General features: G+C 46.7%; 19 protein-coding genes. 2 read left to right on the top strand and 17 right to left on the bottom strand.

Translation table 11 applies throughout. From position 1 onward, the window contains the following. Positions 1–18: 18 nt before the first annotated feature. The 12 genes from ACKXF7_RS08660 to ACKXF7_RS08605 form a co-directional block, all read right to left on the bottom strand. Positions 19–1,245 carry a hypothetical protein gene (locus ACKXF7_RS08660; protein ID WP_423741074.1) on the bottom strand — a complete coding sequence of 409 codons (1,227 nt, stop codon included), beginning with the start codon at positions 1,243–1,245 and terminating at the stop codon, positions 19–21. Further along, the gene (locus ACKXF7_RS08655) at positions 1,233–2,741 is read right to left on the bottom strand and encodes a recombinase family protein (RefSeq protein WP_055194511.1); all 1,509 of its coding nucleotides are present in this window, start codon (positions 2,739–2,741) and stop codon (positions 1,233–1,235) included. Before ACKXF7_RS08655 ends, ACKXF7_RS08660 begins: the two co-directional genes overlap by 13 nt. Before the next feature lie 89 nt (positions 2,742–2,830). Continuing rightward, a complete protein-coding gene (locus ACKXF7_RS08650) occupies positions 2,831–3,007 on the bottom strand; it encodes a hypothetical protein (protein WP_423741073.1) in 177 nt (58 codons plus the stop codon). A gap of 133 nt (positions 3,008–3,140) precedes the next feature. Continuing rightward, complete coding sequence (locus tag ACKXF7_RS08645) at positions 3,141–3,344, bottom strand: hypothetical protein (RefSeq protein ID WP_118709570.1); 204 nt, start codon at positions 3,342–3,344, stop codon at positions 3,141–3,143. A 508-nt stretch (positions 3,345–3,852) separates the two neighbouring features. Then, positions 3,853–4,275, bottom strand: a complete 423-nt coding sequence (locus tag ACKXF7_RS08640; protein WP_154259463.1) for an RNA polymerase sigma factor — start codon at positions 4,273–4,275, stop codon at positions 3,853–3,855. A gap of 440 nt (positions 4,276–4,715) precedes the next feature. Further along, complete coding sequence (locus ACKXF7_RS08635; RefSeq protein WP_423741072.1) at positions 4,716–5,177, bottom strand: hypothetical protein; 462 nt, start codon at positions 5,175–5,177, stop codon at positions 4,716–4,718. 7 nt (positions 5,178–5,184) lie between these two features. Continuing rightward, positions 5,185–5,964, bottom strand: coding sequence for an ABC transporter permease (locus tag ACKXF7_RS08630; protein ID WP_002594767.1), 780 nt, complete (start codon positions 5,962–5,964; stop codon positions 5,185–5,187). A 2-nt stretch (positions 5,965–5,966) separates the two neighbouring features. Continuing rightward, the gene (locus tag ACKXF7_RS08625) at positions 5,967–6,752 is read right to left on the bottom strand and encodes an ABC transporter permease (protein WP_186970366.1); all 786 of its coding nucleotides are present in this window, start codon (positions 6,750–6,752) and stop codon (positions 5,967–5,969) included. Beyond that, positions 6,745–7,671 carry an ABC transporter ATP-binding protein gene (locus tag ACKXF7_RS08620; RefSeq protein WP_007860248.1) on the bottom strand — a complete coding sequence of 309 codons (927 nt, stop codon included), beginning with the start codon at positions 7,669–7,671 and terminating at the stop codon, positions 6,745–6,747. Before ACKXF7_RS08620 ends, ACKXF7_RS08625 begins: the two co-directional genes overlap by 8 nt. A gap of 134 nt (positions 7,672–7,805) precedes the next feature. Next, a complete protein-coding gene (locus ACKXF7_RS08615) occupies positions 7,806–8,723 on the bottom strand; it encodes a sensor histidine kinase (protein ID WP_423741071.1) in 918 nt (305 codons plus the stop codon). 5 nt (positions 8,724–8,728) lie between these two features. Continuing rightward, positions 8,729–9,421 (bottom strand): response regulator transcription factor, encoded by a 693-nt coding sequence (locus ACKXF7_RS08610; RefSeq protein WP_423741070.1) that lies wholly within the window; start codon positions 9,419–9,421, stop codon positions 8,729–8,731. Beyond that, entirely contained in the window at positions 9,414–9,602 is a 189-nt protein-coding gene (locus ACKXF7_RS08605; protein WP_423741069.1) for a helix-turn-helix domain-containing protein, read from the bottom strand. The genes ACKXF7_RS08610 and ACKXF7_RS08605 overlap by 8 nt, the downstream gene beginning before the upstream one ends. A gap of 147 nt (positions 9,603–9,749) precedes the next feature. Here ACKXF7_RS08605 and ACKXF7_RS08600 point away from each other — a divergent pair, with 147 nt between their 5' ends. Beyond that, positions 9,750–10,115: a helix-turn-helix transcriptional regulator gene (locus tag ACKXF7_RS08600; RefSeq protein ID WP_173762803.1), complete on the top strand. Its 366-nt coding sequence runs from the start codon at positions 9,750–9,752 to the stop codon at positions 10,113–10,115. Positions 10,116–10,284: 169 nt separating this feature from the next. Here ACKXF7_RS08600 and ACKXF7_RS08595 read toward each other — a convergent pair whose 3' ends face one another. After that, positions 10,285–11,700, bottom strand: a complete 1,416-nt coding sequence (locus ACKXF7_RS08595; protein WP_423742625.1) for a relaxase/mobilization nuclease domain-containing protein — start codon at positions 11,698–11,700, stop codon at positions 10,285–10,287. Positions 11,701–11,779: 79 nt separating this feature from the next. Beyond that, positions 11,780–12,070 (bottom strand): CD1845 family protein, encoded by a 291-nt coding sequence (locus tag ACKXF7_RS08590; RefSeq protein ID WP_023042378.1) that lies wholly within the window; start codon positions 12,068–12,070, stop codon positions 11,780–11,782. A gap of 188 nt (positions 12,071–12,258) precedes the next feature. Here ACKXF7_RS08590 and ACKXF7_RS08585 point away from each other — a divergent pair, with 188 nt between their 5' ends. Next, positions 12,259–13,086: an HNH endonuclease gene (locus tag ACKXF7_RS08585; RefSeq protein ID WP_182438949.1), complete on the top strand. Its 828-nt coding sequence runs from the start codon at positions 12,259–12,261 to the stop codon at positions 13,084–13,086. A 47-nt stretch (positions 13,087–13,133) separates the two neighbouring features. Here the strand turns inward: ACKXF7_RS08585 and ACKXF7_RS08580 are convergent, their stop codons facing one another. The 3 genes from ACKXF7_RS08580 to ACKXF7_RS08570 are packed head-to-tail and all read right to left on the bottom strand — an operon-like array spanning position 13,134 to position 14,293. Beyond that, entirely contained in the window at positions 13,134–13,475 is a 342-nt protein-coding gene (locus ACKXF7_RS08580; RefSeq protein WP_313721924.1) for a plasmid mobilization protein, read from the bottom strand. Next, positions 13,475–13,657, bottom strand: a complete 183-nt coding sequence (locus ACKXF7_RS08575; protein ID WP_003500078.1) for a DUF4316 domain-containing protein — start codon at positions 13,655–13,657, stop codon at positions 13,475–13,477. The genes ACKXF7_RS08580 and ACKXF7_RS08575 overlap by 1 nt, the downstream gene beginning before the upstream one ends. 12 nt (positions 13,658–13,669) lie before the next feature. Beyond that, positions 13,670–14,293 (bottom strand): hypothetical protein, encoded by a 624-nt coding sequence (locus tag ACKXF7_RS08570; RefSeq protein ID WP_423741068.1) that lies wholly within the window; start codon positions 14,291–14,293, stop codon positions 13,670–13,672. Between the last annotated feature and the right edge of the window lie 86 nt (positions 14,294–14,379).

Raw genomic sequence — 14,379 nt, 5'->3', positions numbered from 1 at the left:
ACGCCCTGTTTTAGTGAATTATAATAGTGCTCCACCAAAATCCTGAATTACAAGATCACTGTCTCGGCCAGAAACAGTCTTTCCTGTAGCTTTCTCAATTTCATTCAAAATGGCAGTCGAACGTTTGATAAAGAAATCATCAAATCGATCTGCGCGGATATCTCCTGTATCGATTAGATGAGTCCTAAGATAGCCATCCAATACACTCGGTGAAACCTGACCTTTCTTTTCAATTTTAGTCAAGTACTGGCTTGGCGCCACTCCACCAATTTCACGGTTAGTAGAATACGTGATAGGTGTCTTGTTCACGACAGAATTCCATTTTGCGCGCGGCAGCCCTTTTTTCTCGCAATAATCTCGCGGGAAGATATGGTGAATGTCTATACTCTCCGCTTTATAAACCGTAAAGTCCATTTCACGACCACTGATAAAATCTTTGCATTGATTTTTCAAGATCCGTGCCATAATGCCTTTATAGGCTGCGCTCAATCTTGACTGCAAAGATAACAGACGCACTGGATTAAAATAAAACTCCTGCACCGTTTTAGGCGTTTTGCTGGCGTCTTCTAGCCACGCCATCACTCCCACTACATCATATACGTAGCGCGTTTCATTTGCACTTCCATACATTTCACCAAAAACGCCGCACCAGTACCATTGCTTTATTTTGTCTTTTACGCTTGTTGTTTTAATGCGATTATGCTCTGCCAGCAGTGTACAAAGAACTGCAAGCGGAATCAATTGCGTTGTATACGGTAAGTCCTTGCTGGAAAAGATCCGTTCTTCCTGCAAAATTTTTTCTGCTTCTACAAATCCATCTGTCAAATCATCTGCATACCGCTGATACTCTGCCAGCGTCAGATTCAAGACATCTTTCTTCTTACAACTTACGGTTCCTCCTTTTTTATACGAAGACAGTAATGTGCAAGCTGTAAGGAAGTCCGTTGCAGAGGTCACCGAAAGAATCTCATCATTAAAATATTTATTCTTTCTCTCTTCCCAGTCCTTACGCAGTTCGAAATTATCCATTGCAAAAATCGCAGTGACTAATTCAAAAACTGTAAGTGATACTCCACCAGTATTTACATTCTCAAAGACCTGGCAAACTGCCTCCTTGGGTGTATCTTTATCCAATGTAATCACTGGAATTGTATACTGTCCCAAAGGAAACATCGGTGTACAAGGGGTACAAACAATATAAAATAGAAATGAGGGGCGATAGAGCGGAAATGTCAGATTTTCCACTCTATCTGAACACGGTCGCTGGTGGCCTTGATCGTAGAGATCAAACCATCGGCGGCTTTTCTTTTGTCGTCAAAATCTATACTGTCCCAGTTGTCGAGATAATAGGATAACTTCTTTATCTGCTGGGGAGATATGGTTTCAACGCTCAATTCGGCGATTGCCTTTGAAATGGTCTGGCGTCGGGTGTCCAGTTCTTCAATTTTTTTGTTGGCGTAGGCAAGCAAGGTCGCATTGGCTCCGGTCAGCGTATCCAGCAGCTTTTCAATTTCTGCCTCCACCTGTGCCAGCTCCACTTGATAGGCGGTCAGCTTCGGATTGACTTTTTCCTCCCTGCCGTGGAGTATCTGAAAGTCTTTGAATTTCTCCTGCATGGCCGAGAAAATGAATTGCTCAAATTCTTCTTTGCGGATTTTCCCACAGCCCGGACAACCTTTGTTTTCCGTCCGTTTGGTACAGCGGAAATACCCGGTGCTGTTTGGCACATGGGTGGCTTTCAGCGCATACCCACAATGACCGCATTTGATTTTTCCGGCCAGCCAAGTGTTCTTCGGTTTCCGTCCCTGCTGGAAGGTGGTATTTGCCATAAGTTTTTTCCGGCATTTCAGCCATGTGTCAGAGGAAATGAGTGCTTCATGGGGAGCGATAACAAGTATCTGGTCTTTTAAGCACCTGTCCTTGTCCTCCTTCACATCCCGCCCCTTATAGAGATAGCAGCCGTTTGTTCCGGCAAAGTCAGAAGCGTCATTGACAATCGCTGCACCCTGACTCTTGAAAAATTCGTACAGCTCCAAGTCGGCCTGTGCATAAACGGGGTTTCGCAAAAGCTGGGAAAGAAAACTCCGAACCATTGACTTCTCGTAAATCTTGATACCCTGTTCCTCGAAGTATCGGGTAATATCTCCGAAGGAGGTTTCCGGTTCAGCGTACATTTCAAACATCAGCCGTACATGGTCGGCGGCTATGGGGTCGGCAACCATTTTCTTTGTACGGATACCCTCTACCACAGTAGGCTCTAACTGATAACCGTATGGTGCCTGTCCGCTCATGTGGAAACCTTTCAGACACCGGGAATAGTAGGCGTCTGTGACACGCTTCTGAATTGTCTCCCGTTCAAGCTGGGCGAATACAATGCAGATATTCAGCATGGCCCGGCCCATCGGGGTCGAAGTATCAAACTTTTCTGTGGATGATACAAACTCCACATCATACTCTTGAAACAGCTCCATCATCGTTGCAAAGTCCAGAATAGAGCGGCTTATACGGTCCAGTTTATACACGATGACCCGCCTGACCTTTCCCTTGCGGATCTCGCCCAACAGCTTTTGAAACTCCGGCCTATCCGTATTTTTACCGGAATAGCCTTTGTCCTTGAATACCCGGCAGCTCCCACCTTTCAATTCATACTTGCAAAAGTCAATCTGACTTTCAATGCTGATACTGTCCTTGCGGTCTACTGACTGTCTTGCGTAAATACAATCTTCTCTGATAAATTCCATATTGGGCTCCTTTCCTTGTTGGAATGGAGCTACCAACCTTACAACTATATTATACCATCAGCAGCCCCGGACAACAATGTTGCGAATGATTAGGGAAATCTGTCCCCATATTTTCTGAACACCTCATAAAGACAACGCTCAATTTCTTTTTTGCGCTGTGCTTTCTCCTTCGGGGGAAGTACCGGCGTGAGGCTTTCCAGCATAATGATCTTCCCTTGAAATGCGACAGACTTTGTTTCTCGTTCATAAGTGACAGCTTGCGTCATTGAAAACCTCCTTTGCGAAAGTGCGTGTATATGCCTGCCTTTCCCGCTTGTCCTGTGGGGAAATGTCAAAAGGCGACACCCAGCAGGTGCCGCCCTTTGAGCTTTCTCCACTTCGGGTCGATATGGCCCGAGGTCAGTAAGGACTGGAATGGTACTTTTCTTTGGCGTCCTCCACGCTGTTGAGGTCAAATACTTCATAAAGCTGCCCCACAACACGCCGTATATCCTTCTTTGAAAATCCGCAGTCCTCCATTGCCATAATGACATAACCGCGGCAGGCGTCATTGCTCCATTCGTCCGTTTCCAAGCCAGGGATCATTCCAAACGCATTTCCCATAAAATGCTCCTTTTTTGAAAAGATGGGGAGCCACGCCGGATCGGTTGGCCTATCATCAGACAGCATTGCCGGGGACTCCCCATAGGTTTTCACTTCATTTCAGACACATCGGACGGACATAGGCTTCATGCCCCATAGTATTTCAACTCTCCCCATTCTGATGGCAAGGCGTTCTCATTGCCTGCGACGGCTCACGGCTTGCAAGGCCGCTTCAACGCTCGGACTGTGACTAAACGCAAGTATCCGGGTTCTGCGCCTGTTCCGGTGGAGCCAGCCTTGCCCCCACCTATGGCATGAACCTGTTCGCTCGCTCAGTTTTACAAAGACTGTATTCTCTGAAATCCGAGGTCATGGCGGGTCTGTCACACAGCGCATTCCCCTTCGTATCCGGGTGTCTTTTTATTCAATTTTCAATCTGCATGAGGCTTGTCTGAACCTCGGGTCATTGTGACCCGAAGTGTTTTACCTCTCATAAGCCATTTCATTTTCCGGCCTAAATCGGTACACCTTACAAAGAATTTTTCAAAATTTTTTCTAAGCGCCGCAGACCTCGCTCGATTGCGACACGAACCACTTTTTCATGGACGCCCTCTGCCCGGGCAATATCCTGTTTGGTCATGCCGAGAATGAAATGAGCGTAAATCCGTTTTGCCTGTTTGTTCGGCAGACTGGCAATCGCTGCATGAAGCTCCTGCATGGTCACTTTCCGCTCATACAGTTCATGGGGAGATAAGGCGACAAAGAGAGCTTCATGCTCCAGCCCGTCATCCCGATCAAGGGAATAGTAGGCTTTGTGGCGGTATGTACGCAGCCGGTACGCAGCCTCTTTACGATCAAACTCTTTGAACATTTCTGCAACTTCTTCCGATACTTCCATGAAGCAATCCGATGTATAGAATGGGTAATAGTCCCGCAAATTGATAATAGCCATATTGACCTCCGTTTCGGTTGTTGGTTGACAAGTGACCGAAACGAAGGCGGCGGGGAGCGGCACCGGGGAATGGCTTCGGGCCAACATGACCCGAAGCAGCCCCATAAGAACGCAAAAGCGCCCGGGCGGCATGAAGCCACACGGACGCATGAAATTACATATTCATTTATGTGTTGTCTAATTTCACATTCATAACCAGACTGTCCCGGAGGGGGAGCTACGCTTTTTTTAACTGGTGCAGATCATGGATACTGCGAAATAAAAAGAAGGACACGGTAAATCAACCTCCAATCGGCTACCGTGTCCCTGCAAGTCGTCATAGGTTTGTGTAAACGCAAAGAAACGGCGGCTCTGAAAATCAAAGCCGCCGTTTCAAATGGGCGTGTCAAATTGTCTGCTCTACGACGGCTTTTTTTCTTTTGCCGTCGTCCGGCAGAGTATTATTCAATATTTAATTCAATGTTTCCAGTGAAATTCTCACATTCAATGCCAATATAATTTCCACCATCAGGAAGTGTAATTGTGTCACTATAAGTTCCGGTTGCTTCAATCAACGTGACTGCTTCATCAGATCCAGAAATCCAAAATACTTTTGCAGTACCTTCCGTAATCTCCAAGGTGCAATCAATGGACAGCTCCTTACCGGCTTCTCTCTTTATGGAAGTTCCTCCGAACAAATACTCTGTACCTGAAAAGTTCGCATAATCAGCCGTATAAGTCCCTGTATAATCATCAATTCCTTTTTCTTTTTCCCCTTGCAGTGCCGATTTCCCTGTCAGTTCTATGGAGCCCGCAGATTGAACAATGTTATTGTAATGATTGAGAATTTCATCTTTTGAACAGCCAGCAAGCATAAAACTTCCCACAAGGACGAATGTTAATGCTAAAACTATTTTCTTCATAAAATCATCACCAGCCTTTCTTTGGAGCTACCTTTTTGGCCTTTTTCTTTGTTTGGGTTGCTTCTCGTTCTTTCATGCACAAAATCAAGATGGCAGAAATAACGACAGCAAGCGCAAGACTGCAAGAACAGGTTCCGATATTCCAGTTGACTGCGGTATCATAGCTGCGGTAGCCTACCATTCCAAGACTTGCGGTAATCGGATAAAGGTTTGCTAATGTCATATTTCCTGCGGCAAACATCCCTCCATATCCATAGACAAAAGCAATGATTACACCGACTAAAAAGCTGCCTGCCCTCCGACAAGTAAGAGCGATAATCGGCAGAACCGCAAGATATAAAAAGAAATTAACCGCAGTAATCTGCAAAGCTGCTTTTAGAGCTAAGGAAATCTCAAAGCCGGGAAATCCCACAATCATTTCTGCTATGATTGTAAACAGACTGCATATCAGCCCGAAAATAATAGACAATACGCCGCACACAATCAATTTTCCGGTCAACAGTTTCTTAAAAGAGATCGGCACAGTCAGAATATTTTTCAATGTGTCATCCGTCTGCTCACGAGAAATCATATATCCAGCAATTAGGCTGATACACATCGGAAAAATCATGGACATATTGTTTTTGATGACCTGTTCTGTAAGATAGGCAAAATCCCAAACGGAACCATCATTCGCCATAGAGGTAAACAAGGTCAGCAGGACGGATAGGAGCATGAGTGCAACGCCCGCCCAAAGGATATGATACCTTTTCAATTTATAGAATTCTGTTTTTACAATGCGAACCATGTTTATTCCCCCCTCTGCTTATATAATCTGTCAATCAGTAAGAACGAAACGAATGCCATGATCCCAAGAATGAATACAACTTGAAATGTTGAGGGAATTAGCCCTGTCATTTGCTCCAAGTCCATTTTTATTCCATGAGCCGCCATATCTCCCGCACTCCAAAATGTAGTCAGTGGCGTGGGCAGAAGCCATAACATAGTTTTAGGCAGTGTGTCAAACAATGCCGTAGCACTCATGTTCAGAACGCTGTAAAAGACACACAACAAAATGGAAAAAACATAGGTCTTACTGAAAAAGACAACAAGAACAATCAACGGGAGTGTTCCTGCCGTAATGAAAATTCCTGTTTCAACCGATAAAAACAATTTATAGCCTATTCCATAAACTTCTAATGTTCCAAATCCGCAAAGAATTGTTGCAATGGTAGAAGCCACACAAAAAACAATTCCAAAAAGAAAGAGGACAATAATCTTTGCAAGCACCATTTGCGTGCTGGTTACGGGAATTGTACGCAGATTTTTGAATGTATCGTTGTCGCGTTCCATAAAGAACAGGATAGCGGCAATCACTCCAATAATGCAGGGCAGTAAAAACTGGATACCATATCCCAACACCATGTTAAATAGTCCATCGAAAGCATCTGCCCGATCCGTATATCGCTCCATCATAGAGGGCGTTGTCATCAGATAAGTCAGCGGGATTGGAAACAGGAACGCAGCCAAAATAATCAGCGGAATAAATTTCTTCCGTTTCAATTTCAAAAATTCGCATTTGATTAGTTTAAGCAATTCCTTCGCCCCCTGTCACACGCTTGAAGTAATCTTCAAGACTTTCTTCACAGGTATGTGCTTCTGATACCTCCAATCCGTTTTCTACAAAAGCAGTTACAATTTTCCCCACAGGCAGATCAAGGTTGTGCAGGCGCAGATTGTGGTCGTCCTGTATGGAAAAATGATTTTCATGGAAATTGCGTTCCAAAATTCTTGCTGCCTGTGCAGTATCAGAGAGCGTAAACCGGATATGCTTACTGCTTTTTTGCTCCAGCTCAGCAAGGCTTTCTTCTTCCAGCAACGCGCCGTGGTCGATAATTCCAATATCGTCAGCCAGCAAAGAAATCTCCGAAAGAATGTGACTGGAAATCAAAATAGTTTTTCCTCTTGCGTCGCAAAGCTCCCGAATAAAGGAGCGTACTTCTGCAATACCGATGGGATCGAGGCCGTTGATCGGCTCATCCAAAATCAAAAGCTCCGGATCGTGCATAACGGCAAGGGCGATGGCAAGCCGCTGCTTCATACCAAGAGAATACTGTGAAAAGAGCTTTTTATCTTTGTAGGGCAGTCCTACCAGATCCAGAGCATCTTTGATAGCATGATTGTTTGGTACACCCCGCAGAGTAGCAAAGATACGCAGGTTCTCTGTGCCGGTCAGATTGGGATAAAAACCAGGGGACTCAATCAAACTGCCAATGCGGGGCAGCAACTTCTTTTCATTTCCTTGCAAAGACTTTCCCCAGATTTTGACCTCACCGGAAGTAGGCTTCGTTAAACCCAACAGCATTTTCATGGTAGTGGTTTTTCCGGCTCCGTTTCTGCCCAGCAGACCGTAAATTCTCCCACGCTTGACATGGATATTTAAGTCAGCCACACTCTTTTGTGAGCCGTATTGCTTCGTCAGATTTTTTGTTTCAATGATATAATTTGTATCCATATTCAAAACCTCCTGTTCTGTAAGGTATTCTATCATGCCAACCTTGCATTAACCTTGCCGCAACCTTGCATTAACCTTGCAATTTGAAATCCAGTAAAATGACAAAGGCTCCCGCCATAAAGACGGGAACCCGCTTAACTCTCCAAAGGAAAAAGCAACATAAATTCAGTTCCTTTTCCCGGCAAACTTTCAACTGTTATACTCCCACCCATCTTTTCTACAAGCTGATGGACAATAGAAAGACCAAGACCGCTTCCTTTTTCAGACCGTCCTTTGTCACACTTATAGAGCCGTTCAAAAATGTGTTTCAAATCTTCCTTCTCAATTCCCACTCCATTATCCGCCAGCAGCAGCTCCATGTTATTTTCCTTCTTTGACAGGGCAATTTTGATTTTGTCTGCATGGCTGTGAGCGATTACATTTTGAATGAGATTATTGACAATCCTCATATAGCTGTCCATATCCAATCTTACCCGGACAGGCTGTTCGGAAATATCAATGTCATAATCAACCTGTTTATCCTCAAAAATCGGTATCCAGTCAATCAGGATATTCCTTGTAAACTCTGCGGCCTCAATGCTCTGGATTTCCAAAGCAAACTCGTTGGAATTTAACTTGAACCAGTCAAAAAGCACATCAATATATTCTTTCAGATCGTGGGCTTTCCGGCGAGCAGTTTCAATATAATCATCCCGGTCTTTTCCCGTGACAATACCTTTGTGTGCAGCATCAAGATACCCGATCAGAGTGGTAAGAGGCGTCCGAACATCGTGAGAAAGGCTCGTCATAAGCTGGCGGTTGGTTTCTTCCGTCTGTCGCACAGCAGAAAGCCTGCTTTCATAAGCCACAACGATCTCATTGATTTCATAGGCAAGAGGGGCTGTTAGTTCATTTGTTGCAGACAAAATACGCCGATTGCCATTTCCATTTTTCACATCAACCAATGCATCGGTCATTTCTGCTATTTGTTTTTTTATACGCCGAACGAGAACGATGGAAGTCAATACAGCCACAACAGCAATCACAATGGACAAGAATACGATGATTTCCATGCTGACTACACCTCCTTGTTAAAGCGATAACCGATCCCTTTGACAGTTTGGATGTACTTTGGATTGGAGGGGTTGACTTCTAATTTTTTACGAAGCCGACTGATAATCGCCATAATGTTACTGTCATCATAGAAATATTCTTCACCCCATACTTCTTCATAAATCTGCTGCTTTGTTAAAATCCTTCCTTGATTTTTTACACAATAGAGCAGCAAATCAAATTCCTTTGGTGGAAGTTCAAAAGTGCCGTTTCCCGTAGTAACGGAACGATTTTCAAGGTCAATTTGTAATCCATCAAAATTCAGCTTTTGCACCGTTCCGGCTTGCTGATTAAAGCGAGTGTAACGGCGAATGAGGGACACAATACGGGCAATCAGCTCATCCATATCAAACGGCTTTGTCAGATAATCGTCCGCTCCGGCCCGTAAGCCCCGTACTTTAGAAATGCTGTCATTTTTAGATGTGAACATCAAAATCGGCAAGCTGTACTCCTTGCGAATTTCTTCCAGCGTTTCAAACCCGTCCATGCCGGGCATCATCACATCCAGCACCACAAGCTGGTATTCCTGCTCTCTTAATTTTTGTAAGCCCTCTTTTCCGGTATTACAAAAATCAGCTTCTATGTTTTCTGCTTGTACGCTACGTTTAATCAAAGCGCACAGCTCTTTGTCATCATCTATAATCAGGATTTTATTCATGGCGCAACTCCTTCCCTTGTTTTGTCCTTCCGTCAATCGGCTTTTCTGCGTTCTTTGGGAGCAGCCAAACACCGGCCATTTTCACAGCACCGGGGATACGCCCAGCAGCGCACAAATAATTTACCCTACGAGGTGTCACGCCCCACTTTTCGGCGGCCTCTTTCAATGTCATATAGTCCATTTCGCACCTCCACAGAGTACATTATAGTTCTTTATCTCGAATAGTACAAGTTGGAGGCTGCATATTGATGAAATGAAATACTACTTTATGTAAAATTCCATTACATTCTCATAATCCAACCCGAAATGTACAATGATATAGGGTGATATGAGAATGAACCAAAATGAAAGAAGGTTTGACTTTCACGGCCTCGGGGCGGCTCTCAAACGGGCCAGAGAAGAAAAGGGCTGGACACAAGCCTATGTTGCGGAATTAGTAGACCGTGACTCCCGTACCATTATGAATATTGAGAACAAAGGTCAGTATCCCAGCTTCGACCTTTTTGTTAAACTCATTACCATGTTTGACGTTTCAGTTGACCAGTTTATTCATGCGGACGGAGGGGCAAGGTCAAGCTCTTGCAGAAAGCATATTGATGTGCTTCTAAACTCCATGAATGAAAAAGAGCTTGTCGTGATAGAAGCCACAGCCGAGGGCATTAAGAAAGCCAGAGAAACGGAGGTTCCAGAATAAGGGCCTCTGTTTTTTTGCGCCATTTTAGGGACTGCCGCTAAGTGGCAAGCAATGCCTCTGTGGCCACAAGTGGCACAAAGGCGGCTTGTTGGGGCTCGCCCCAAACCCGTATCTTCGGGCCAACATGGCCCGAAGTGTCAGCGTCGCTTTGCTCCTTATTTTCATAACCTTAACGCTCCTTTTCCTGCTTTCTTCCCGGCTCGGTGTAGCCCATCAGAGTGTCAATGTTCGCCTTGATCGTGACGAGCTCCTGCATATCCCGTCGTGCCTTCTGGTATTCTCCATAGAGCTGTTTTTTCTTTGCTGTGAGCTTGCGGCCTTCCTCCTTCAGCACATCCATTTTAGGGAGCTTCGCCCCGCCCAGCAGAGAGCGCATTTCCGCTTGTGCAGCCCGGTACAGTTCAAGGTCGGCCTCATGCTCCGCAAGGAATTTCCGGCTGTACTTCGTCGTCTTATACTGCTCAAAGACTGGGCGGGTTTTGGCATACTGAACCGTTGCGGCCTTTAGCCCGGCATTGGTTTTCATGGCCTGTTCCGTCTGCTTGACCTGTTCGGAAATAACATGGAAACGGTCTGCCGCCTCGGTGGCTTTCTTCGCCAACTGCTCATAATCGGTCAGGTTATTGTCCTGTATATAGGCAAGAGCGGCGGCCATCTGCTTAATGTTAAATACCTTCGCCCAGCGTTCATATCCCGGCCCCTTACCGGCAGCCAGCTTTGCTTGAATATCCACCGCCAGACTGATTTTCCGCTCCGAGCGCCCGGGGCGTTTTTCTTTGCCCTCAATGGCGGACAGAACATCTTGCAAGTCGTAGCCGTCCCCCAGCGTGGAGGCACGCAGACGGGTGAAGCGTTCCTGTCCCTGCCCGGTCAGCCGGAAGCTGATACCGCCGCCTCGAACCGTCTTGACCTCATACCCGGTCCGCTTCATCAAATTGAGAAATTCGTCCAGATCAGCGGGGCGTTCCGCCAGCGCAGTATCAATAGCAAGGCGCAGTCGGTCCTGATAGGAAAGCGGCCCTTTCCGGTCTTTCTGCCACTCCCCATAGTTCCGATACTTGCTCTTGCTCCGGGGCTTCGGGTTCTCCACGATGGACAGCCCGTTTTCAAGGCACAGCCTGTCAGAGAGCCGCCGAAGGGCGAAGCTGGAGCCCCAAAAATTTCGGAATTTCCGGGTGCAGTCAAGGGTGGTGGAGTTGTAATAAATGTGACAATGGATGTGCTGCTTATCGGTGTGCGTGGTAACGATAAAAGCGTGCCGCCCCTTTGTCCAGCGCATAGCCAGCTCATAGCCGATACGGTTCGCCTCCTTCGGGGTGATCTCGCCCGGATAGAAGGATTGTCGTATCTGATAGCACAGCACATTATTTTCTTTCTTCTGTTCCCGGCCCGTCATAGCGGCATAGCTGGCCTTTGCCAAAAGGAACTCGTCCGCCACGGTGGCCGGATCACATTCATAAGCGGAGATATACTTTCCGCTTTCTGTTTTCTCCGGGTCCTTGCCATAGTCCAGACAATCCCGGATAGCCTCAGCAATCGTTTCGCCTTCGCCCGCATGGCGCTGTAACAAAGTTGTGGTAGCCAGAAATCATCCCTCCTTTCCATGAGAAAAGGGCGACCCATTCAGACCGCCCCGACTTCGGGCCAGTATGGCCCGAGGCTGCTTAACTTGCCAGAAACCGGTACAGAGCGGATTTGCCTCCGTCCAGCGCCCAAAGAAGGGAGCCCGCCGCCGCTTGCAGTCCATACGGCGAAAGAAGGAAGGCAAGAAACAGAAATACAATCCCGCCTATGGGCGTCGGCGTGAAAAAGAGAGCGACACCCAGCACCACCAGGATCACAGAGGCAATCGTCAGCAGGACGGCACAAATATCAAACAGGAACACCAGCAGAGCCGCCAAAAGGGACAGCGCCAACGCAAAGGGAGCAACCAATATTTTCAGCAGTATCTTCATCTTCAAAACCTCCTTTATCTATCCTTCCTACCTCTATTTTATCATGCCTGCCCGGGGACATAAATGTTGCGAAAGATTAGTGAATCCTGTCCCAAAACTTCGGGTCATGCTGGCCAGAAGTTTGATGGTTTTATCTAAAAAGTTATGATATAATGAAATCAATATTTTAGTTAGACGAGGTGATGAACATGGGGAACATCAGAGACGACTTTACTTCAGCAACAAAGGAATTACTGGCAAATCGGGTTGGTAGAAGATGTAGTAATCCTGCTTGCCGAAAGTTGACTTGTGGGGCAAATACCAATCCTGAAAAAGTTACAAATATAGGGGTAGCAGCTCATATCTGTGCAGCGGCTCAAGGCGGTCCACGCTATGACGCTTCTATGACACCCGAAGAAAGAAAGTCGTTTGAAAATGGAATTTGGTTATGCCAGTCTTGTTCTAAATTGATTGATACGGATATTACTCGTTATCCTAAAGAACTGCTACAAAGTTGGAAGCAGCTTGCAGAACAGACAGCAATTTTGGAAGTCGAAACTACTTCTTCCACACCTGCCTTTGAAAAAGATAAAGAGCTTGTCCAATTTTATTTGGAGTGCTTTGATCGTCCAGCCTTTCAAGATGACATTTATCAAGAAGGTCGAATGGAGGATTTTGATAAAGCGATTGAAGATACGCTAATTGCCTTGAATACAGGGGTACTAAGAACTCGTGATGGCTCCATATTAAAACAGGCTGATGGAAAATCTTCTGTCCAAAACTCTTTATGGAGAGAAAAACTCTATACTATCACTGATATGCTAACAGCAATTCGCAGACGATTGAAAATAGCCAAAAAGGAAAACGCCTATTCGACATATGGCACAGGCGAAGATGTCGCTTATTGTTTCTATGATCGTGAGCTTGCTGAATGGCTTAATTCTACACGAGAAGAAATACTAAAAATTCTATCGTCTATTTGTAAAGAGGCTGGACTTCGGGAATTACATTTTCGGAAACATAGATATAGATGGTAAAAAGAACAAGGCGGCAGGTCCCAACATCGGAACCTGCCGCCTTCGTCTTACTTTGCCACCAGCTCGGAAAGCTCCCGCAGCACCTTTGACACCTCGCCCCACAGTTTTTCATAGTCCCGCTTCAATCCATCGATTTCCTCCGGGTACACGCCATAGGTATGCGCGTGTACGGCGACCTGATTGAGATTGTTAGAACAGCGCCGTTGCAGAGAGATCAGCTCTTTTACGGGCGCAAGGTCGATGTGCAGGATATACCCATTCAGAGCCATTTTCCGTACATAAGCCCCGGCGTTGGAAATGCCCGCCTCGGCCATCCGCTCATGGATGGCCGCCAGCTCGTCCGGTGTTACCATGACGTGCAGATGGATATTCCGCTTGCGGTTCTCCATCAGCGTTCCAGCTCCCGGCCTTTCCGGCGTTCTTTGGGCTCCTTTACCTTATCAAGCGGTTTTGCGTCCAGCTCCGGGGGCGTGGGCGGGATGGGCGTGTTGTTGGGTACGCCGTCGATCATGTTGCAGTTCTGCTCTGTGGAGAGCTCGGCGGTTTTCAGATAGTTGTCTTTTTCGTGCATGGCGATCCTCCTTTATCGTTCCTCATGGTTTTTATGGTTTCGCTTCTGGCCGGGTTCCTTCGGGGGTTCCTGCCCTCTGGTTTCATCTTTGAGCTGGGCAGTAATGGATGGGCGCACCCGGTCAGGATTGCCCGGTGCTGGTTTCAGCTCATAATCCTCCATCTGCTTTTCGGTCAGCGGCTTTGCGTAGGTCAGTTCGCCCCATGCCATCAGCCTGCCGTCTGCCACAGGACGCCGCCTGTCATCATCGTAGTTGACGATGGAAAGAGGCTGGTTATCCGGCGGCTTCGGGTAAGTTCCTATGTCCACGGGCCGCTGGGTGGAATAATAGCGGTAAATGCCCTCCGGTCCCAGCTCGGTATGCTTGACCGCCGCATGGTAAAACTGCTGATAGTCGTCCACCCGGCGGTCAAAGTCCCTCTGCGCCCACGCCTGACTAGTTCCATAGCGGCCCCAGTAGTAATCCCGATGGCCGTTTTCCCCCTCGGTAAACTGCCAGGTCACAAAGGGGCTCGGCGCTCCCGGATTATGCCCCAGCGCAAAGCCGTGTCCGGTTTCAAAGGTGGCAGCTTTCAAAATCACATATCCTTGTACTGTCTCCAAGAGATCCCTCCTTTCTGTGCCTCGGGTCAACATGACCCGAAGTGCTGGATGTTACGAAATAAGAGGGCAGACCGGGGAGGAATGTAATAAGATATTCCCACCCCGGAAACACCCTCCAA

This window comes from Faecalibacterium sp. 7, from assembly GCF_049562865.1.
Lineage (GTDB): Bacteria > Bacillota > Clostridia > Oscillospirales > Ruminococcaceae > Faecalibacterium > Faecalibacterium wellingii.
Note: the sequence above shows the minus strand (reverse complement) of the source record. Positions and strands in the feature narration are given on the sequence as shown.